The organism is Streptomyces rubradiris (assembly GCF_016860525.1).
Taxonomy (GTDB): Bacteria; Actinomycetota; Actinomycetes; order Streptomycetales; family Streptomycetaceae; genus Streptomyces; species Streptomyces rubradiris.
The window spans coordinates 3,848,644-3,867,850 of record NZ_BNEA01000015.1; the positions used below are offsets into that span (position 1 = coordinate 3,848,644).

General features: G+C 70.7%; 16 protein-coding genes and 4 pseudogenes. 8 read left to right on the plus strand and 12 right to left on the minus strand.

Annotated elements, in window-relative coordinates:
* Positions 1 to 280: 280 nt before the first annotated feature.
* From Srubr_RS42130 to Srubr_RS30305, 5 genes and pseudogenes are all read right to left on the minus strand, one after another.
* Positions 281 to 649 (minus strand): annotated as a pseudogene (locus Srubr_RS42130) (site-specific integrase); the annotation flags it as partial.
* Positions 650 to 694: 45 nt separating this feature from the next.
* Entirely contained in the window at positions 695 to 1,366 is a 672-nt protein-coding gene (locus Srubr_RS30290) for a contact-dependent growth inhibition system immunity protein (protein WP_189998894.1), read from the minus strand.
* A 23-nt stretch (positions 1,367 to 1,389) separates the two neighbouring features.
* Entirely contained in the window at positions 1,390 to 2,658 is a 1,269-nt protein-coding gene (locus Srubr_RS30295; RefSeq protein ID WP_189998892.1) for an RNase A-like domain-containing protein, read from the minus strand.
* Positions 2,655 to 3,008, minus strand: coding sequence for a hypothetical protein (locus Srubr_RS30300; RefSeq protein WP_189998890.1), 354 nt, complete (start codon positions 3,006 to 3,008; stop codon positions 2,655 to 2,657). Before Srubr_RS30300 ends, Srubr_RS30295 begins: the two co-directional genes overlap by 4 nt.
* Before the next feature lie 566 nt (positions 3,009 to 3,574).
* Positions 3,575 to 3,875, minus strand: a pseudogene (locus Srubr_RS30305) (tyrosine-type recombinase/integrase); the annotation flags it as partial.
* Positions 3,876 to 4,264: 389 nt separating this feature from the next.
* Between Srubr_RS30305 and Srubr_RS30310 the strand changes: the two are divergent.
* Positions 4,265 to 4,681 (plus strand): winged helix-turn-helix domain-containing protein, encoded by a 417-nt coding sequence (locus Srubr_RS30310; protein ID WP_189998888.1) that lies wholly within the window; start codon positions 4,265 to 4,267, stop codon positions 4,679 to 4,681.
* A 212-nt stretch (positions 4,682 to 4,893) separates the two neighbouring features.
* The gene (locus Srubr_RS30315) at positions 4,894 to 7,998 is read left to right on the plus strand and encodes an AfsR/SARP family transcriptional regulator (RefSeq protein WP_308439949.1); all 3,105 of its coding nucleotides are present in this window, start codon (positions 4,894 to 4,896) and stop codon (positions 7,996 to 7,998) included.
* Between the two features lie 16 nt (positions 7,999 to 8,014).
* Here the strand turns inward: Srubr_RS30315 and Srubr_RS30320 are convergent, their stop codons facing one another.
* The gene (locus Srubr_RS30320) at positions 8,015 to 8,221 is read right to left on the minus strand and encodes a hypothetical protein (protein WP_189998884.1); all 207 of its coding nucleotides are present in this window, start codon (positions 8,219 to 8,221) and stop codon (positions 8,015 to 8,017) included.
* A gap of 167 nt (positions 8,222 to 8,388) precedes the next feature.
* Here Srubr_RS30320 and Srubr_RS30325 point away from each other — a divergent pair, with 167 nt between their 5' ends.
* Positions 8,389 to 9,381 carry a helix-turn-helix transcriptional regulator gene (locus Srubr_RS30325; protein WP_229926952.1) on the plus strand — a complete coding sequence of 331 codons (993 nt, stop codon included), beginning with the start codon at positions 8,389 to 8,391 and terminating at the stop codon, positions 9,379 to 9,381.
* A 52-nt stretch (positions 9,382 to 9,433) separates the two neighbouring features.
* Positions 9,434 to 9,722, plus strand: a pseudogene (locus Srubr_RS30330) (transposase); the annotation flags it as partial.
* Here the strand turns inward: Srubr_RS30330 and Srubr_RS30335 are convergent.
* Both Srubr_RS30335 and Srubr_RS30340 read right to left on the minus strand, forming a co-directional pair.
* Positions 9,679 to 10,320, minus strand: a pseudogene (locus Srubr_RS30335) (response regulator transcription factor); the annotation flags it as partial. The pseudogenes Srubr_RS30330 and Srubr_RS30335 overlap by 44 nt on opposite strands.
* A 24-nt stretch (positions 10,321 to 10,344) precedes the next feature.
* Positions 10,345 to 11,619 carry a sensor histidine kinase gene (locus Srubr_RS30340; protein ID WP_189998880.1) on the minus strand — a complete coding sequence of 425 codons (1,275 nt, stop codon included), beginning with the start codon at positions 11,617 to 11,619 and terminating at the stop codon, positions 10,345 to 10,347.
* Positions 11,620 to 11,792: 173 nt separating this feature from the next.
* Between Srubr_RS30340 and Srubr_RS30345 the strand changes: the two genes are divergently transcribed.
* On the plus strand, positions 11,793 to 12,431 hold the full coding sequence (locus tag Srubr_RS30345; RefSeq protein ID WP_189998878.1) for a DedA family protein: 639 nt from the start codon (positions 11,793 to 11,795) through the stop codon (positions 12,429 to 12,431).
* Here Srubr_RS30345 and Srubr_RS30350 read toward each other — a convergent pair.
* Positions 12,415 to 13,125 (minus strand): thioesterase II family protein, encoded by a 711-nt coding sequence (locus tag Srubr_RS30350; protein ID WP_229926951.1) that lies wholly within the window; start codon positions 13,123 to 13,125, stop codon positions 12,415 to 12,417. The two genes, Srubr_RS30345 and Srubr_RS30350, sit on opposite strands and share 17 nt — an antisense overlap.
* 320 nt (positions 13,126 to 13,445) lie before the next feature.
* Here Srubr_RS30350 and Srubr_RS30355 point away from each other — a divergent pair, with 320 nt between their 5' ends.
* The 3 genes from Srubr_RS30355 to Srubr_RS30365 all read left to right on the plus strand — a co-directional run bounded on the left by Srubr_RS30355 (position 13,446) and on the right by Srubr_RS30365 (position 17,433).
* Positions 13,446 to 14,204: an ABC transporter ATP-binding protein gene (locus tag Srubr_RS30355; protein ID WP_189998874.1), complete on the plus strand. Its 759-nt coding sequence runs from the start codon at positions 13,446 to 13,448 to the stop codon at positions 14,202 to 14,204.
* Positions 14,198 to 16,702, plus strand: coding sequence for an ABC transporter permease (locus Srubr_RS30360; protein WP_189998871.1), 2,505 nt, complete (start codon positions 14,198 to 14,200; stop codon positions 16,700 to 16,702). The genes Srubr_RS30355 and Srubr_RS30360 overlap by 7 nt, the downstream gene beginning before the upstream one ends.
* A 125-nt stretch (positions 16,703 to 16,827) precedes the next feature.
* A complete protein-coding gene (locus tag Srubr_RS30365; protein WP_189998869.1) occupies positions 16,828 to 17,433 on the plus strand; it encodes a class I SAM-dependent methyltransferase in 606 nt (201 codons plus the stop codon).
* An 86-nt stretch (positions 17,434 to 17,519) separates the two neighbouring features.
* Here the strand turns inward: Srubr_RS30365 and Srubr_RS30370 are convergent, their stop codons facing one another.
* The 3 genes from Srubr_RS30370 to Srubr_RS41085 are packed head-to-tail and all read right to left on the minus strand — an operon-like array spanning position 17,520 to position 19,206.
* On the minus strand, positions 17,520 to 18,506 hold the full coding sequence (locus tag Srubr_RS30370) for a TauD/TfdA family dioxygenase (RefSeq protein WP_189998867.1): 987 nt from the start codon (positions 18,504 to 18,506) through the stop codon (positions 17,520 to 17,522).
* An 8-nt stretch (positions 18,507 to 18,514) separates the two neighbouring features.
* The gene (locus Srubr_RS41080; RefSeq protein WP_229926950.1) at positions 18,515 to 18,772 is read right to left on the minus strand and encodes a hypothetical protein; all 258 of its coding nucleotides are present in this window, start codon (positions 18,770 to 18,772) and stop codon (positions 18,515 to 18,517) included.
* Positions 18,769 to 19,206 carry a 4'-phosphopantetheinyl transferase family protein gene (locus Srubr_RS41085; RefSeq protein WP_229926949.1) on the minus strand — a complete coding sequence of 146 codons (438 nt, stop codon included), beginning with the start codon at positions 19,204 to 19,206 and terminating at the stop codon, positions 18,769 to 18,771. The genes Srubr_RS41080 and Srubr_RS41085 overlap by 4 nt, the downstream gene beginning before the upstream one ends.
* Position 19,207: the final 1 nt, after the last annotated feature.

Consider the following 19,207-nt stretch of genomic DNA (forward strand, 5'->3'; position numbering starts at 1 on the left):
GTGCCCTTGAGAGCGGACAACAACGGTCAGCAGCAGTGCTAACGCACCCTCCCAGGACCGCCACAGAATCGCATAACCACAGGTCAACAGGGACGCGGTTGTCCAAACGCCGTCGCTTCCCAAGCTGAGAGCGCGAGTTCGGTTCTCGTCACCCGCTCCAGAGAGAAACCCCCAGGTCGGAGACCCGGGGGTTGTTTGTTGTCGGTGAACCACGCGAGGTGCTGCCTCAGCTCCTTGCGGAGGAAGGCCGGGAGGGCGCTTGCCGTTTGGTCCGCTACGGCTCGGCCCTGCGGACACGGATGACGAGGTTGTCGGCGTCGACGTCCCGGCGGCGGAGGCCGGCCAGCTCTTCCGGGCGCATGGGGCCGTAGGCTCCGAGGTAGACCATGAGCCGCCAGCGGATACCGATCGCGTCGGCGAGGGCGTCGACCTGGGCGACGGTGGCAATGCGCCGCTCGGTGGCGGACTCCTTGCCCGCGCCCTTGATCCGACACGGGTTGCGACTGATCAAGCCGTCATCCACGGCCGTCTCAAGGATGCCTTTGAGGAGCCGGTAAACCTTGGCGACAGTCGTCTTGGCTCTGGTGGTGCGCAGCCGTTCCGCCCGCCACTCACCGATGCGGGGAGCGGTGATCTCAGGGACGGGAATGCGGAACGGCGACCTGGCCCGTTGCGCGGCGAACCACGGCCCTCGTCAGGACGTGCTCGCGCGCAGGTGGTACCTGATCAGACCCTGTAGATCGATAAGCCACTGGCGCAAGGAGACCCCGGCCGGAAGTGGCTCCTCAAGGCCGAGTGTGGCAGCTGCCTCGCGCAGTTGGTCTTCTGACTGATCCAGATGCAGGAGTTCGCCGATTTCGAATGCAGCTTTCTCGATATCCTCGGTCGCCTCGCCGGAGAGGTAATCGTCGACCGCTTCCGCGTGTGAGTTGTACTCAAGCTTGAGGCTGTCCTGGTAGAAGTAAGCACCGAGGAATTGAGCCAGGGCAGGGAAACGCTCGCGCCACTCCCAGGGGATTGCAGGCCGGAACGAGGGCCGAGGTCGCGGAGGAGCCGCCAGGAAACGCTCAAGATGTGCCTGGATGACACGCAGGCAGTCCTCGACACCGACGCCTTGGGGTGGATGGATGCGGGGCAGCAGATCAACGTCATCAGCGATCTCGTCACTGAACAGGCCCGCCGCGAGGAGGTCCTGGATCTCCCGAACGGCCCTTGCCGCGCGCTCCGGGACGAAGGCGGCTACTCGCAGATATGCGCTCAGCGCCGTTCCCGGTACCTCCATCGTGTCGTCGAAGCCATGACTTGGCTGCTCATACGCCTGGAGGAGCCGACGCAGCTCCTGGAATCGGTCATTCGTCGGTGTCATCGTTGCAGTCAGACCTGTCGGTTTTAAGGGACGGGATAAGATGTAAGTACGCGGTAGCCAGTTTCACCTGACGGGTCACGTTTGAGAATCACTCTGGCACCCTTGACCCACTCCGGGGGTAGCCCGTTACGGAAATTCTCCCGGGATAGGCTCAAGCCGGTGTGCTCATCGAAATGTGCTTCCAGCTCAAGCTTCCGTCCCTTATCCTTCGCGAGCCACGCGTCGATCTCCTTTTGACGCTTGAGTACCACGCCGTCGGTGTGCCTCTGCGCCGACGCCTCGTCGACGTATCGCGAGACCCTCTCTCTTGCAGGCTCTGCTCGCAGTCGGGCACGCAGCTCCCGGGTCGTGACTTTCACATGCTTGGCCAGGGTGTGAGCCCCGCTTTTTCCCTCGTCGCCGACGACATCCGCCCGGTACTGAGGGTTCACCCTTCCCTTGCGTTTGCTGCGCGGCCAAGCGTTGGGTTCCCCGTCTCCCTTGATGAGCAGGCCGAGTTCGTCCAGAGAGGGGCTCGCCCCCTCGGGCAAGGCCACCGCCGGGCCGAAGGTGGGCAGCCGGACATCGCCGAGGAGCTCTGTGAAGCCTCCCGCGTTGCGCGCAGCTCGTACCGTTGCCCCGGTTCCACCGAGGGCACCGCCCAGGAGAGCGCCGTACAGCCCGGCCTCACGTGCCTCATCGAGGCTGAGCCCGCCCTTCTGCTCCCCAAGGGCGATGGACATGGGCTGGGTCACGGCGAGATCCACCGTGATGGATTCGACGCCGGCGAAAGCCGCGGTGGCCAGGGTGGTGCCCGCGATGGTGGCGATCTCCTCGGTCACCGCGATGCCCAGGCCGGCGGCCATGTCCGCGACAGTGACCGCGGCCGCCGCTGCCGCGCCCTCCGAGATGCCCGCGGTGAAGATGGCCAGGGCGGTACCGGCGACGAGGGTGGCGCCGACGATCTCCAGCTCGTGTTCCAGCTTCTTCTTCGCGCTGTGTACGGCGTCCGCGTACGCGTCCAGCGCCTTGGCCATGTCGCGGGCGGCATCAGCCAGATCCTTCAGCCAACCATGACCGTCGTGGTAATAACGACGCCAGTACGGGTCGGCGAAGGCGGAGATGGCCTCACCCTTGTTGTGCTCGATGATGGAGCGCGCCGCCTTGTTGGCACCGGAGGTGACGTCGTCGACGTCGTCGGCGAAGGCCCGCCACGCCTTCGCGGCATCCCGCAGTCCGTCCTCGTCGGCATCCGGCCACCACATGCCCGTCAGGTCCTGGACGACCTCGCGGGCCTTGTCCGCGACGCTCATTTGCCGTCGCCCTTGGTGCCGTGATCGACGCGGATCCGGTTGAACATGCCTCGGATCAGCTCTTCGTTGTCGATGTGACCGTCGGCCATGTCCACCATGGCCTCCTCGATGCTGGCCAGGCCGTCGACCAGGATCTGGGTGGACTGCTCGATCTGCTTCACGTGCGGGCCGTACGCCTTGTGGAACTTCTCGCCCTGCTCGTCGTCTCCCCAGGGAGAGCCGGCCGCGGCCAGCCCGTGCTTCAACTTCGTGAGCGCTTGCGCGAGGGCAACGCTCTGATGGTGAAAGCGAGGCGCTGTCGCCTTGAGATCCTCGATCTTGATGTCGAGCACCTCGCCGCTGTCACTCATGACTTGACATCTCCCTCTCCGCTGACCACCCGGGCCTTCGACCCTAGTTAGCCGTCGCGCCTTCACGTCCGTGAGCTGCGCAAAGGCCGAGCAAAAGTCTGTTGGACGGTGGTGAGCCCGGTCACTGCTCAGTGGTGCGAGAGGGATGCGCTGGCCCGCCCCTGACACTCTGCATGACTGCCTCATGTGGACTCGCTGGAGGGCGGACGGCGCGGCCCTCGCCTGCGAAGACCGGGGCCGTAGCGGCGCGGCAGACGGCAAACCCTGCGCCATGCGCGCAAGACTCCACGCACCCCTTGCGTAGTCGTGCCCCCGGCGTGCCCTTCGGGACGGACAAGTACGGTCAACACCGGTGCCATGCCGCCCCCATAAGGGCATCACCAGATCGCATTCGCCGAGGTCAGGCACAGTCTGGTCGTTGAAGCGCCGTCGCTTCCCAAGCTGAGAGCGCGAGTTCGGTTCTCGTCACCCGCTCCATGAGAAACCCCCAGGTCAGAGACCCGGGGGTTGTTTGTTATCTGGACCAGTGGGCGGGGCGCGCACCACATCCGCACCACAAGCGGCGGCTAGCTGCCGGTGGGCTTCTGCTTGTGGTGCGCGCTCTTGTCGGTGTGGTGCTTCGCGCGCTCGGCGCGGACCAGGTCGTTCAGGCCGACGGCGATGTCGCGTTGCCGCTCCTCGTCGGAGTGCTGGTGAATCAGCGCGGCCTTCTCGGACGACTGACCGGCACGGACCATCGTGTCCTTCAGGCTGGCGCCGGAACGGGTCGGGAGCGTGTGTCCGGTGTGACGAAGGTCGTAGAAACCGGAAGTCGGCGGGGAGACCGGCGGTGGCTCGGGCACGGCACCACTTCCGGCCGAAGGAGGCCGTGCTTGGTTCGCTCGATCCAGCCGTTCTCATGGCCCCGTGATTTGTCAGTGTCGCCGCTTGTTGAGGCGAACTGATCTGCTTGCCTTGCTCGTTGCCAAGGTGTGATCGAGCTGGGGGATGCGCGACGGCTGTCGGCTGCCGCGCAGGAAGTGGGGCGGCTGCGGGTGGGGGCCGCGTTGGAGGCGGGACAGGTACGGACGTGCCTGCAGGCGGCCGAGGTGTTCGGCGTCTGCGAGAGGTCTGCGGGCATCTGGTGGCGCAGGTACGAGGCCGTGGGCCGGGAGTCGGTCGCGGCGCCGGTCAGGGCCGTTCGGGTCCGGGCGAGCTGATCAGCCCGGAGGACCGTGCGGTGCTGTTCCAGGCGATGGCCGACTCCCCCCCAGGAGTTGCTGATCGGCGGCCCGCTGTGGACCCGCGGCCTGGTCGCCGGGCCGATCCGGATGGTCGTCGGCATCACCATGACCGAGCAGGGCGTGGGCACATGGCTGCGCCGCCACGGCTTCACCCCGCAGCGCCCGGCACGCCGCGCCTACCAGCAGCAACAGGAGAACGTCAGCGCCTGGCCCGTCGGGAACGCTGAGCGCATCGAACCGCAACCGATGCCCGGCTACAGCCCGGAGCTCGATCCCGACGAGATCTCGAACGCGGACATCAAACGGCACGTCCACGCCTCACGCGCCCGCTCGGCCGACGATCCGGCCCGCGAGTCCCCACTCTTCCTCGACCGACGCCGACGCCGACGCCAACGCCACATCGTCCGCCGCCACTTCCACGCCCGACACGTCCGCTACACACTCCGGTAGGTAACCAGATGGTTTCGACTCAAAAAGAACGAGTGTCCAAGATCGCGGGGATACTTCACCACGTAAGTCACGCTTTTATGTCGAACACATCGCGGACCAATGCCGTGAATCGGATCAAGCGCAGCACCTGCACGGCCGGAACACAGTTGACTTCCCCTTCCTTTTCATCATCATTACAGATGCGGCCCTTCCAATTCCCTCATGCGTGAGGCATGGGGAGACGGGGCGAGAAGGCGTCGCACGGCCGACGGGGATGTGAAGTCACTGTGCGCGAAAGGGCGTCGTTCAAGCTGCTCGGACCACTTGAGGCAGCCGTCGGCGATCGGCCGATCCGGATCAGCAGTGCACGTCAGCGATCGGTCCTGGCCACTCTGCTTCTATCCTGTGACCGCGTCGTCTCGGTCGACAGCCTCACCGAAGCGGTGTGGCAAGGGGACCCACCGGCCACCGCGCGCAACCAGATCGCCATCTGTATTACATCGCTGCGAAAAATTTTCCGCGAGGCATCCGTGCCGGTGGAAATGATCGAAACAAGCCACCCTGGCTACATACTTCACTCCGCGCACTGCTATATCGACCTGAAAGACCTGAACCAGTCGGTGGCGCGAGCCCGAATGGTGGCGGCCCACAATGAACAGGCGGCGGAAGCCACCAAGTTGTACGAGCACGCTCTCGCTCTCTGGCGGGGCCCCGCACTCGACGGCCTCTCCGGAGCTCACATCGATGATGTTTCCGGCCAACTGGCCGAATTCCGGCTCGATGTGTGCGAGGAGTACGCGGCCCTCCAGCTGAGGCTCGGCCACCATCACAAGGTCAGCCGCCAGCTGGTGGCACTGGTCAAGGAGAACCCGCTGCGCGAGCAGGCCCGGGCGCACCTGATGCAGGCCCACCACATGGCCGGACGGCGCGCCGACGCCCTTCAGGTCTACCGCGAAGGGCGTCAGGCCCTCGTCGAGGAACTCGGCATCGAACCGGGCCCCGTACTGCAGGAGGTGCACCGCCGAATCCTGCAGAACTCCGACGACCCCGGGCCGCGGCCCGAGCCGTGCCCCGAACAGCCCCGGCCGGCCGGCGCGACGACAAAGGCGCCCACCCCACCCGCGACCCCCTCCGGACCCGCGCCCGGCGTCCCCGCTCAACTGCCGCCCGCTCTCTCCACTTTCACCGGCCGCGAGACCGAGATCGAGGCGCTGGACGCGCTACTGCGCGACAGCGCCGACGGGTCCGCGCCAGCGGTGGCCGTCATCACCGGTGTGAGCGGGATCGGCAAGAGCGCACTGATCGTGCACTGGGCGAACCGGATCGCCGACCACTTTCCCGACGGGCAGCTCTTCATCGACGTACACGGCTATCACAAGTCCAACCGGCCGCTGTCGTCCCTGTCCGTCCTCGACCAGGCGCTCCGGGGCCTCGGTGTGTCCAGCGCGCAGATACCGGCGGGGGTCCAGGAGCGTTCCGCGCTGTACCGCTCCCTGCTGAACCACCGGAAGCTGCTCGTCATCCTGGACGACGTGCGCTCGTTCCTCCAGATCCAGCCGCTGCTGCCCGGTCGCGGCCGGTGTCTCGTTCTGATCACCAGCCGGGACCCGCTGGACGAACTGGTCAGCGACTACGGCGCGGTCCAGCTCCCACTGAACGTGATGACGACGCACGAGGCCAACCGGATGCTCGCCACCGTGATCGGGCCGGACCGGGTCGCCGCCGAGCCCGAGGCCGCGGCACGGATCGCGGAGTTGTGCGGACATCTGCCGCTCGCCCTGCGCATCGCCGCGGGCCGGCTCACTCCGCGCCCCTACCGGTCACTGCAGCGGCTCGCCGCCCGCCTGGAGGACGGGGCCGGCCGACTCGACGTGCTCAGCCCCGCCGACGGCGGGGTGCGGGCCGGATTCTGGCTCAGCTACCGGGAGTTGTCCCCCGACGCGGCCACGCTCTTCCGGCGTCTGGCGCTGCTCCCCGTGGAAGGGTTCGCCGCGTGGGCGGGCGCGGCGGTGCTCGACGTGGACCTGATGAAGGCCGAAGACCTGGTCGAACAGCTGGTGGACGCCCAGCTGCTGGAACTGTGCATGACGCAGACGGGGCCGTCGGCACGGTTCCGCTTCCATGAGCTGCTGCGCCTGTTCGCCTGGGAACGCGTGCATGAGGAGGACTCGGCCGAGGAGCGTGCGGACGCCTTGGAGCGGGCCTACGGGACGCTGCTCACCCTCGCCGGCTCCGCGCACCAGCTCCTCTACGGGGCCGGCCACCTGCCGGGGCACTCGGCCCGGCTCACCCTCGAACTCCCGGCGGACGCGGTGGCGGAGCTGCTCGCCGACCCCCTGGAGTGGTTCGAGGCGGAGCGGGGCACCATCCTCGCCATGGTGGGTGCGGCGGCGCAGCACGCCGCCACCGCCCACGCCTGGGAGCTGACCGCGCGGGCCATGCCCCTGTTCGAGATGCGCAACTACCAGGAGAACTGGCAGCAGGCCGCACAGAGCGCCCTGGAGAGCGCCCGGCTCGCCGGCGACACCTTCGGCGCCACCGTCATGCTGCGCTCGCTCGGTTCGCTCGCCATCTACCAGCGGCGCTACCAGGACGCCGATGGCCTGCTGACGTCCGCGATGGAACTGCTCGACGAGGTCGACGACCCGCACGAGCGCGCCGTCGTGCTGCGCAACCTCGCGCTGTGCGCCCGCTTCCGCGGCGACCTCGACGGCGCCGCCGCGCACTGCCGGGCCGCGCTCGCCCGCTTCCAGGAGACCGACGACCCGGTCAGTGCCGCGCACGCGCTCGGGCTCCTGGCCCAGATCGAGCTGGAGCGCGGCGAGACCGACACCGGGATCGCGTTGACCCGGCAGGCCATCACGGCGAGCGCCGAGACCGGGTCGGTGCGCGGCAGGGCGCAGAACGTGTACCGGCTCGCCGAGGCCTATCTGCGCATCGGCGACCTGCGCGAAGTGATCGCGACCTGCAACGAGGTCATCGAGCTCACCCGCGCCCAGGGCGACCGGCTCGGCGAGGCGTACGCGCTGCGCGCCCTGGGCGAGGCCCAGTGGCGGCAGGAGGCGTACGACGCGGCCGAGGCCACCCTGGGCGAGGCGTTCACCGCCGCCGAGGACATCGGGGACCGCTTCCTTCAGGCCCGCATCGAGACCGACCGGGCCTGCGCCGAAGCCCTGCGGGGCGGCGCCTCGGCGGGGGACCGGCTGCGGCGGGCCCAGCAGGCCTTCGTCGCGCTGTCGGCGTCCTCCTGGCAGGAGCGCACCGCCCGGCTGGCCGAGGTCGTCGACGCCGCCGCGGGCCTGCCGGTGCCGCTGGAGCACCTGCTGGCCACGCGGTGACCTGGGCCCGCCCCGACTACCGGCTCCGGGTCCAGGGCAGGTCCTCGTCGCCCAGAGCGTCCTCCAGCGTGCCGCCCACGACGGAGGTCACGCTGGTCACGGTGGTCTCGGTACCCACCCTCGTCCAGGGCAGGTCCTCGGCGCCGGCCGTGCCGCTCATCAGCGCGATGTTGACCGCAACCGCACCGAGCACCGAAACGACGAGCCCCGTCTTCTTCTGCATGGTCTGAAATCCCCTCCGTCGCTGAAATCTTCAGCTGCCACAGACCGTACCGCAGCAAATTGTCGTCGCTATTTCTCCTCGATTTTTTCGGACGTCGGCCGGAGAAAATGAGCCAACACACCCGCGGGCTAGGGTCACCTCCGAAGCCGACAGAGGAGGGGACCAGCGTGCTCGAGGAGATTGGCGTCGGAGCGGACGCGGAACGCGCCTACCGCGCTCTGCTGAGGCAGCCGGGCGCGAGCGCGCAAGACGTGGCGACGCAGCTCGGATGGCCGCTCGACCGGGCCGCCGACGCCCTGGGCGAGCTCGCCGAGCTGTCTCTGGTGCAGTCGTCTCAGGAACACCGCGGAGGCACCCGGGCGGTCGATCCGGAACTGGGCCTCAGGTCGCTCGTCCAGTCCCAGGAGCGAGATCTGCTGAAACTCCAGCTGTCCCTCTCCCAAAGCAAATTGGCGGCCGAGAAACTCATCTCCGAATATCGCAGCGGAGCCCATTCCCGAGAAATCGATTCGGTGCAGTTCGCCCAGGGGCCCGACGCGATCCAGGCCTGCGTCGAAAAGGTGAGTCAGGAGTGCCGCGAGGAAGCCGAGGCGCTGCTGCCCGGCGGCGCCCAGCCGGCCGACCGGCTGCACGCGGCGAGACCGCTCGACCAGATGCTCCTGGAACGGTCCGTGCGGGTGCGCTGCGTCTACGCGCACAGCATCCGCAACGACCGGCCGACCACCGAGTACGCGCAGTGGCTGAGCGAGCAGGGCGGGCAGGTCAGGACGGCGCCGCAGCTGCCGCTGAGAATGGTGATCTGGGACCGGAGCAAGGCCCTGGTGCCGCTCGACCCCGACCAGCCCGACCGGGGTGCCTTCCTGCTGTCGAGTCCCGGGCCGGTGGCCGCGCTGCGCGCCCTGTTCGAGCAGGTGTGGCAGCAGGCGTCGCGGTTCGGCCAGGAGCGGCCGGCGGGGCGGACGCAGGAGCTCAGCGACGAGGAGAGCGCGGTGCTCGGCCTGATGGCGGGCGGGCTCACCGACGAGGTGATCGCCCGCAAGCTCGGGGTCTCCGTGCGCACCAGCCGGCGGATCACCGCCGAGCTGATGACCAAGCTCGGCGCGCGCAGCCGCTTCCAGCTCGGGGCCGTCGCGGCGCAGCGCGGGCTGCTGACCGTCTAGTAGGGCTCCGTCAGGTCTGTGTGTCGACCTTGTTCAGGGGCACGGTGAGTGTGTGGACGCACATGACGTGCTCCGTGTCCGGGCGACGTCGGCGTTGTTCGTGGCGGATGTGTTCGCCTCGGTGCCGCGCGAGGACCAGCGGGCCAAGGGCGACCGCTGTCTGCGGGGACTGACGACGGACGGTCACCGCGAGTCCGTCCAGGTCATGGCCTCGTGGCTGCCGGACGGCAATGAGCAGGACCCGCAGCAGTTCGTGAATCCCGGTCAGGCGGTCTGGTCCGCGTCCGCCCCGGGCCGGCCGCGCAGATAGGCGAGGACGGCGAGGACCCGGCGGTTGGTCGTGTCGTCGAGGGACAGGTCGAGCTTGGTCAGGATCGAGCCGAAGTGCTTGCTGACCGTGCCCTCGCTCACCACCATGGCCGCCGCGATCGACGCGTTCGACTTGCCCTCCGCCATCAGCGCGAGCACCTCCTGCTCCCGCGCGGTGAGCCGGGCCAGCGGGTCGCGGCGGTGCCTGATCAGCTGGCGCACCACCTCGGGGTCGACGACGGTGCCGCCCTCGGCGACCCGGCGCACCGCGTCGTCGAACTCCTCGACGTGGCCGATGCGTTCCTTGAGCAGGTAACCCACGCCGGTGCCGTCGGAGGAGTCCAGCAGTTCCTCGGCGTAGGACCGCTGGACGTACTGGCTGAGGACCAGGATCGGCAGGCCGGGCCGGCTGCGGCGCAGGGCCAGCGCGGCCCGCAGGCCCTCGTCGGAGAAGCCGGGCGGCATCCGCACGTCGGTCACCACGATGTCGGGTCCGTGCGCGGCGACGGCCTCGGTCAGCTCCTCGGCGGTACCCACCGCGGCGACCACCTGGTGGCCGAAGCGCTCCATGAGGCCGACGAGCCCCTCACGGAGCAGAACGCTGTCCTCGGCCAGCACGACGCGCAGCATCAGTTCCTCAATCACGCGATGAGATCAGACGGTTGGGCAGGGGATACGCAGGCGGAACACGGTGGGGCCGCCGGGCGGACTGGACAATAGCAGGCGTCCGTCGAGGACCGAGACACGATCGGCGACGCCCTGCAGACCCGTGCCAAGCGCGGTGTCGGCGCCCCCGTGACCGTCGTCCTCGACCTCCACGGACAGCTGTCCCCCGGTCAGCCGGCCCCGTACCGCCGCCCGGCTCGCGCCGCTGTGCTTGGCGACGTTGGCGAGGGCCTCGCTGACCGCGAAGTACACGGCCGTCTCGATCGCCTCCGGGGGCCGGGTCGGCAGGTCGAGGTCCACGTCGACGGGGATCGCGGAGCGGTCCGCGAGGTCCTCGACGGCGGCCACCAGACCGCGGTCGGTGAGGACTTGGGGGTGGATGCCGCGGATCAGCTCCCTGATCTCGACGAGCGCGGTGGCCGCCTCGTCCTGCGCCTTGGCGAGCAGCGGACCGATCGGCCCCTCTGGCGGTGCGTCGAGGCGGGCCAGGCCGAGCGTCATCGACAGGGCGACGAGCCGCTGCTGCGCCCCGTCGTGCAGATCGCGCTCGATGCGGCGCCGCTCCGCCTCGAAGGCGTCCACCAGACGCATCCGGGAGCGGCCCAGCTCCTTGATGCGGGAGTTCAGTTCGCCGGTCGGCGAAGCCAGCAGGAAGCGGGTCAGCGCGGCCCGTCCCGCGGCGATCGCGCCGAGCGGATAGGCGAGGGCGGGCAGCAGGAGCAGCCCGCCGAGCGCGGCCCCGAGCGCGCCGGGCCAGCTGTCCACGATCCACATCTTCAGGACCCGCGCCTCCTCGCCGTCCGCCGCCATCATCAGCGGCGTCGCGAGCAGTCCGCCGCACACGAGGAGGACCGAGCCCACGACGAGCGCTTCGAGCGGCCACAGCAGGAAGCCGAAGAGCACGGCGTAGCCGAGTTCGCGCCAGGTGGCCCGTTCCTGGAGCCGGGTGCGCAGCCAGGCGGTGAGGCCGGTGCGAGCGGGTTCGCGGTGCGGATCGGCGATCGGCTCGCTGTCGATCAGCCGCAGCCTGCGGCGCTCGAGCGAGGCCAGCGGCACCCCGGCGAGGACGAGGACGAGGAGCAGCGGCAGCCCCACGACCACGACGGTGAGCACGCCGCCCACCACGGCGAGCAGCACCAGGGTCAGCAGGGTGGCCAGGCCGAGACCCACGCTGCTCAGCAGGAACAGCGCCGCGCGCCAGGGCCAGCTGCCGAGTACGTAGCCGCGCTCGTGGAGGCGGGTCCAGATCGTCGGAGAGTGCATGCGGCGCACGCTATGAGACCCTTCCGGCTCGGACCACCCAGCTAGCTCCACCATCGCAGTGGGCGCCGGCTACCGGGCAGGACTGGGCCCAGCTGCGATGTGCCGGGCCCTCCTCGCGCGATCTGCTGTACGAGCTCCGACCGACGGGGCGACGGTACGGCGAGGGGACCGAAATGGCGTGGATCCAGGAACAGTTGGCGGCTGTCCCCGCGTGGCTGGCGCTGCTGATCGTCTTCCTGCTTCCCATGGCGGAGCCCTCGCTTCCGCTGCTCGGCATGCTGCTCCCTTCGCAGACGGCCCTGATGGCGAGCGGGGTGCTCGCGCACCACGGCGCGCTACCGGTGTCCGCCGCGATCGCGATGGCGGTGCTCGGCGCGCTGGCGGGCAACGTGATCGGTCATCTGTTGGGGCGCCGGTGGGGGCCCCGGCTGGCCGCGAACCTGCCGGCGCGCGTCACCGGCTCGCGCGGTTACCGCGCGGCGCTGCACACCGTCGGCACGTACAGCGCGCGGGCGGTACTGCTCGGCCGGTTCAACGCGGCGCTGCGCACGCTGGTGCCCGTGATGTGCGGCGCGGCCGGCGTGCCCTGGGCCCGCTATCTCGGTCTGTCCCTGCTCGGCAGCCTGCTGTGGGCGCCCAGCTGTGTGGCGGTCGGGCTGCTCGCGGGCGGCTCCTGGCAGAAGTGGGGCGGCTCGGGCGTGCTCGCCGCGGGCAGCGCCGTACTGCTGCTGACCAGCTCCCTGCCGATGCTGCTCTCGTACCTCAGCAGCAGAAGGTCCCAGGCGAGCGCGGGGCTCACCACCGCCGGTTGAGATAGCTCAGCAGCTGCGCCTCGTTCGGCACGAGGTAGAAGTGGTCGCCGGGGAAGACCTGGTGCTCGTACGCGGACGTGGTCAGGGTCCGCCAGGACAGCAGGTCGGACCGGGAACAACCGGGGTCGTCCACGCCGCCGATCGCGGTGATCGGGGCGCGCAGCGGTGCCGGCTCGGTGGGCCGGTAGGACTCGATGAGGCGGAAGTCGCCGCGCAGCGAGGGCAGCAGCAGCGGGCGCAGATCGGGATCGTCGTAGACGGCTGATCCCAGGTCTCCCAGGCCCCGGGCGGAGGCGACGAGAGCGTCGTCGTCGAGGAGGTGCAGGGTGCCGCCGCGTTCCGTGTGCGGGGCGCCGCGTCCCGAGACGACGACCCGCTCGGGCACGATGCCGTGCCGCTCGTCGAGACGGCGCGCCACCTCGTAGGCGACGGCGGAGCCGAGGCTGTGCCCGAACAGTGCGAGGGGGGACGCGAGTTCGTCGCCGAGGACGTCCTCCAGGGCATCGGTGACACGGTCGGCGAGTTCCGCCATGGACTCGGCGCAGGGTTCGGCGAGCCGCTCCTGACGGCCGGGGTACTGGGTGGCGAGCAGTTCCACGTCGCCGGGGAGGCGGGCCGCCCAGCCGTGGAAGAGGGTCGCCGTGCCGCCGGCGTGCGGGAAACCGACGAGGCGCAGCCGCGCGGGCCTGTCCACGGCCGGGTAGCGCCGGAACCATCGACTCCTGACACCGGTCCCCGCAACGCCGCCTGCTCCTGCGACACCCATACGAATCCACCCTCGCCCTGTCGTGACCCGGCCTCCGGCGGGCCGGCCCCGCCATGATCCGTCGCGTCCGGGCCCGCCGGCAGGGCCGGCGCGGGCAGGACTCTGCCGGTGCAGGTTCCTGCCGTCGCACGCTCTGCCTTTCCGTGCCGGGTGCAGCCATCGTGCACAGGAGGGTGGAGCTACCTCCACCCCGAAGACTCCGTCCCGCTCCGATGTCCCCGTCGGGCGGGCCCGATTGAGTGGACACCATGAATCAAGCAGCCGTCCGGCTCCGCTCCGTGACCCGTTCCTATGGGGCCGGCGACAACGCGGTCACCGCCCTCGACCAGGTCAGCCTCGACATCCCACGGGGCACCTTCACCGCCGTCATGGGCCCGTCAGGCTCCGGCAAGTCGACCCTGTTGCAGTGCACGGCGGGGCTCGACCGCCCCACCGGCGGTCAGGTCTTCCTCGGGGAGACCGATCTGACCCGGCTGAGCGAGAAGAAGCTGACCCTGCTGCGCCGGCAGCGCATCGGCTTCGTGTTCCAGGCCTTCAACCTCCTGCCCGCGCTGACCGCCGAGCAGAACGTCGGCCTGCCGCTGCGTCTCGCGGGCCGCCGCCCCCGGCGCTCGGAGGTTCTCTCCGTGCTGGAGCAGGTCGGCCTGCGTGAGCGTGCCAAGCACCGGCCCGGCGAGATGTCGGGCGGCCAGCAGCAGCGGGTGGCGCTCGCCCGCGCCCTGGTCACCAAGCCGGAGGTGCTGTTCGGCGACGAGCCGACCGGCGCCCTGGACTCCTCCACGAGCCGGGAGGTGCTGGCACTGCTGCGGGCGATGACCGACAGGGGCCAGACGGTGATCATGGTGACGCACGACCCGGTCGCCGCCTCCTACGCGGACCGGGTGCTCTTCCTCGCCGACGGCACGGTCCAGGACGAGCTGCACCGGCCGACGGCCGAGCGGGTCGCCCAGCGGATGACCACCCTGAGCGCCGTCCCCGCGAAGGCCCCGGCGGTGGCGTCGTGCTGAGTCTCGCGCTGCGCGGGATGCGCACCCGCTGGGTCACCTTCGTCGGCTCGTTCGTCGCGCTCGCGCTCGGCGTGGGCCTCATCGCCACCACGGGCCTCGCGCTCGCGGCGACGTTCGACGCGCCGGAACGCGGCACCGAGCGGTTCGCCGAGGCGCGGGTCGTGGTGCAGGGCACGGACGAGCTGAAGGCCGACACCCCGATCGGGGTGCGGACGTCGACGCTGACCGACCCCCGCCCGGTGCCGCGGGAGCTGGTGGACAAGCTGGCCGGCCTGGGCACCGTCGCCGAGGACCGTACGTTCCCGGTCGCGGTGCCGGACGCGGACCGGCGGCTCGGCACGGACGCCGGCGCGCTCGTGGGTCACTCGTGGGCGGTCGCCGCCGCCACGCCGTACCGTCTCATCTCCGGACGCGCCCCCACAGCGCCCGGCGAGGTCGTCGTCACGACCGGGCCAGGCGCGCAGGTGCGCACCGGCGACCGCGTCGAGGTCGCCACTCCCGAGGGCTCCGGAACCCGCACGGTGGTCGGCACGGTTCCCGCGGCCGGGTTCGAGTCGGCCGTCTTCTTCACCGCGGCCGAGGCCGCGCGCCTGTCACCCCGCATCGACCGGGTGACGGTGGACGCCGACCCGGCCGCCGTCCGCGCGGCCCTCGGCACCGGTTCGGGTCTGACCGTGCTCACCGGCGACGACCGGCGGCGCGCCGACCCCGACCCGGACCGCGACAAGGAGGCCCTGGTCTCCGTGAACGCGCTGCTCGGCACCGCCGCCGGCATCACCGCCTTCGTCTCCGTCTTCGTCGTCGCCTCGACGTTCACCTTCGCCGTGGCCCAGCGCAGGCGGGAGTTCGGTCTGCTGCGGATGGCGGGCGCGACGCCCGGTCAGGTGCGGCGCATGGTGTACGCGGAGGCCCTGGTCATCGGGGTGCTCGCGTCGGGCGCGGGATGCCTGCTGGGCCGCTGGGCGGCGCCGCGGCTGGCCGCGTGGATGTCTGGGCAGGGCATCGCCCCGGCCTGGTTCCGGATCGGCGAACAGACCTGGCCGCTGCACGTCGCCTTCTGGACCGGCCTGACGGTGGCCCTGTGCGGCGTCGTCGTGGCGTCCTACCGCGCCGGCCGGACCGCCCCGACGGTGGCGCTGCGCGAGTCCGCCGTCGACACGGGCACGATGCCGTGGAGCCGCCGCCTGGTGGCCGCCGCGGTCCTGCTCACGGGCCTCGGCCTCCTGGTGATGGCGTTGGTCGAGAACCCCGGCGACGTACTGAAGCGCAAGACGTACATCACCCAGCCCATGCTGCTCATCGTGGCGTTCGCGCTGTTCGCGCCGGTCCTGATGCGGCCGCTCATCCGGCTGCTGACCTGGCTGCCCGCCCGGCTGCCGGGCGCCATGGGCATGCTGGCGCGGGAGAACGCCGCGGCCGGGGTCCGCAGGACGGCGGCGGTGGCCGCACCGGTCATCATCACGGTGGCGCTCGCCTGCTCCCTGATGGGCACGACGGCCACCATCAACGAGGCCAAGGCCGCCGAGGCCCGCACCCAGACGCGGGCCGACTACGTGGCCTCGGCCGGTGACGCCGGCCGCACCCTGCCCGCCGCGTTCGTGGAGGCGGCCCGGTCCGTGCCCGGCGTGACGGTCAGCACGTCCCGCTCCACCGGGGTGACGGTCCTGGAGGAGGGTACGGCCCTGGTCCGCTCGGAGGCCCGGGCGGTCGGCAGTGCGGTGGATCTCGCCGAGGTCTCCCACCTCCCGGTCATAGCGGGTGAGTTGAGGAATCTGGACGACGACAGCATCGTCGTCAACGAGGAGTGGCTGACCACCCGCGTCGGCGAGCGCGTCCCCGTCTGGCTGGGCGACGGCCACAAGGCGAACCTCAAGATCGCCGCGGTCCTCGCGGTCGGCACCGGCAACAACGGCGTCTACCTGACCGCGCGCAACGCGTCCGGCGCGGGCGTCGACCGCGTCGACATCAAGGTCGGGTCCACCGCGGACCGGGCCGCCGTCGACCGCCGACTGCGCGCGGCGGGCGAGGCGAACGGCGTGGAAGTGCTCGCCGCGGGACAGTGGATCGACGCGCACTATCCGCGCTCCAGCGAATCGACCCGGCTCGGCCTGCTGATGATCCTGGCCATCGCCCTCGTCTACACGGCCATCGCCTTGGCCAACACCCTGGTGATGGCCACCACCGACCGCGTCCGCGACCTCGCGGCACTGCGCCTGACGGGCGCCACGAAGCCACAGGTCCTCCGCCTGGTCGCGGTCGAGTCGGTGGTCGTCGTGGTGGCCGGCGCGGTGCTCGGCCTCGCCGTCTCGGCGGTGAACCTGCTCGGCGTCCGCACCGCCCTCGGCCTGCTCGACGTGCGCTCCGCGATCGTCGTGCCCTGGCCGACGGTGGGCGCGGTGATCGCCGCCAGCGCCCTCCTCGCGGTCCTCGCGGCCGCACTGCCCGCCTCCTTCGCCCTGCGCACCCGGCCGGTGGAGCTCGCGGGCATGCGCGAGTAGGCCCCCTCCGACGATGTACCGACCGATCCCTACGAGCCCGAGAGACACAGACGTTGACGAGTCAGACCGCAGCACCCGGGTCGTTGTTCAGAGAGTTCCTGCGCTGTCCCCGGCAGGTCGGTGCCATGGCTCCCAGTTCGCGCCGGCTGGCCACCGAGCTGGTCCTGCCCGTGCCCGAGTCCGGCCACCCGGTGGTCGTCGAACTAGGGCCCGGGACCGGAGCGTTCACCGGCGTGATCCAAGAGCTTCTCGGCGGTCGCGGACATCATCTGGCGGTGGAGATCAACCCCCGGTTCGCCTCCTCGCTCGCCGAGCGCTTTCCGCGGGTGCAGGTCCTGAACGACGAGGCGGCCGCGCTGCCCCGGCTGCTCGCGGAGAGCCGGTTCGGTGCCGCGGACGTCGTCGTCAGCGGGCTGCCCTGGGCCAGCCTCGACCGCACGACGCAGCGCACCACGCTCGACTCCGTACGCCGGGTGCTCGCGCCGCAGGGGGCGTTCACAACCTTCAGCTACGTGCACGCGACGTGCCTGGCGTCCGCGCGGCGCTTCCGGCGCCTGCTCGGCTCCTCCTTCGAGGAGGTGGTGCCGGGGCGCACGGTGTGGGGCAACCTGCCGCCGGCGTTCGTCTATCACGCACGGCGTCCACGCCCCCGGCTCTCGCCCGCCACCCTCGACCTCCTCGCCGCGCAGGTCGGTGCGCGTGCCGCGGCGAGAACAGGCATGCGCTCCTGAAATCCCCCGCGGGGGCGCATGAGTCCGCCGCCGTACCCGAGTCGGGTACGGCGGCGGATCCATGTCGGGGCGGCCGCCCCGCGGCGTCAGCCGTCGGACGGCTCGGCCATCGCCACGGCGATCTTGCGCGGACCGGTGAAGGGCTCACGGCCGTGCGCGGCCAGCATGTTGTCGACGACCAGGACGTCGTGCCGCTGCCAGTCGAAGCGGGTGCTCGCGTCCCGGTAGCACTGGCGCAGATGGGCGACGACGTCGTCGGGGATCGGCGCCCCGTCCCCGTAATAGGAGTTGGTGGGCAGGTCCTCGGGCGCGAAGATCTCCAGGAGGCCGTCGCGCACATCGGGGGCGACCGTGCTGACGTGGAAGAACGTGATGTGGTTGAACCACACGGTCTCCCCCGTCACCGGGTGCCGGTGCACCGCGTCGCGCACCGCCGTGGTGCGCAGCCCGCCCGCGGTCCACTCCACGTCGATGCCCTTGCCCGCGCAGTACGCGGCGACCCGGTCCTTGTCGTCGGTGTTGAACGCCTGCTGCCACGGCACCCCGAAGTCCTCGTGGAAGTTGCGCACCACACGCCAGCGGCGCCGGGTGAACTCCTCGCGGACATCGGGGTCGATGGCCGCGTGGACGGCGCGGATGTCGGCGAGCGGCGTGGCGCCGAGGGTGTGGGCCGGCTCGATGCAGAAGAAGTACAGGGTCTGTGGCCAGACCGATTGGTACGAGTTCTCGTTGTGCAGGAAGATCTCCTCGTCCGCCGGGTAGTCGGTCGAGGTGTACACCTGCCCCTTGATGGTGGAGCGCGGCGAGGAGCGTTCCGCGTACGTCAGCGGCTCGGTGCCCGACAGGGCGCGCACCGAGCCGTTGAAGCCGTCGACGCCGTCGACCGAGAAGCCGCGCAGCAGGACCGCGCCGCGCTCGGTGAGCGCGGCCCGGACGGCCGCCCGGTGCTGCTTGAGGTACGCGCCGATCTCGACGCCGGGGCCGGGCGTGAAGAAGACCTTGGGGAGATGGCCCGGAAGGTCGACTCCCCCGGCCGGCACGTCGGTCGAGGTGGATATCGCCTGAGTGGTCATGGTGGTGGTCAGCTCCTGGAGGAGGTGAAGGGTTCGAGCAGGGAACGGGAGAGCGCGGATCCCCGGGTGCGCAGGACGACGGGGCCCGTGCGGTCCGCGGGCCGGGCGAGCGAGACGAAGAGATCGGGGCGGCTCGGCACATCTTCGACGAGCCACTGACCGCCGCCGTCGGTGCCCGCGCTGGAGACGATGAGCGGACCCGGGTCCTGCGGGTGGACCTCAAGGGCCTTCAGGTCCCCGGTGATGCCGACGCCGATCGCCTTCACGACTGCCTCCTTGCGGGTCCAGCACCGCAGAAAGGCGGCTTCGCGCGCTCCGTCGTCCGGCAGGCTGCCGCGCAGGTGACCGCGAGCGCCCAGTGCGGCCCCGCGTGGGACAGGTTGAACTCCAGACCGGTGCGCGGTGCCTCGACGACGGGCCGGCCGTGCCGGGGGTCCGCGCACCACGGGCACGGCGCCGTCCCGAACCGGATGCCGGCCGGCGCCACCCCCGGATACCGGGCGAGCACCCGCCGTACGGCGATGTGGGCACCCGCGTAGCGCAGTCCGTCCGTCCGTGACCTGCGGCGCATCACCACGCGTTCGGCCGCGGAGAGCAGCCGCAGGTCGGCGGCGGACGGCGGGGCGTGCGTGGCGCCCTGCCACAGATCGACGCCACCGCTGTCGCACAAGGCGCGGTATTCACGCCCGGCGGTACTCATC

Coding starts and splice junctions, on each gene's coding strand:
- Srubr_RS30290 (WP_189998894.1), bottom strand. CDS start 1,366: ATGACACCGACGAATGACCGATTCCAGGAGCTGCGTCGGCTCCTCCAG.
- Srubr_RS30295 (WP_189998892.1), bottom strand. CDS start 2,658: ATGAGCGTCGCGGACAAGGCCCGCGAGGTCGTCCAGGACCTGACGGGC.
- Srubr_RS30300 (WP_189998890.1), bottom strand. CDS start 3,008: ATGAGTGACAGCGGCGAGGTGCTCGACATCAAGATCGAGGATCTCAAG.
- Srubr_RS30315 (WP_308439949.1), top strand. CDS start 4,894: ATGGGGAGACGGGGCGAGAAGGCGTCGCACGGCCGACGGGGATGTGAA.
- Srubr_RS30320 (WP_189998884.1), bottom strand. CDS start 8,221: ATGCAGAAGAAGACGGGGCTCGTCGTTTCGGTGCTCGGTGCGGTTGCG.
- Srubr_RS30340 (WP_189998880.1), bottom strand. CDS start 11,619: ATGCACTCTCCGACGATCTGGACCCGCCTCCACGAGCGCGGCTACGTA.
- Srubr_RS30345 (WP_189998878.1), top strand. CDS start 11,793: ATGGCGTGGATCCAGGAACAGTTGGCGGCTGTCCCCGCGTGGCTGGCG.
- Srubr_RS30355 (WP_189998874.1), top strand. CDS start 13,446: ATGAATCAAGCAGCCGTCCGGCTCCGCTCCGTGACCCGTTCCTATGGG.
- Srubr_RS30365 (WP_189998869.1), top strand. CDS start 16,828: ATGGCTCCCAGTTCGCGCCGGCTGGCCACCGAGCTGGTCCTGCCCGTG.
- Srubr_RS30370 (WP_189998867.1), bottom strand. CDS start 18,506: ATGACCACTCAGGCGATATCCACCTCGACCGACGTGCCGGCCGGGGGA.
- Srubr_RS41085 (WP_229926949.1), bottom strand. CDS start 19,206: ATGAGTACCGCCGGGCGTGAATACCGCGCCTTGTGCGACAGCGGTGGC.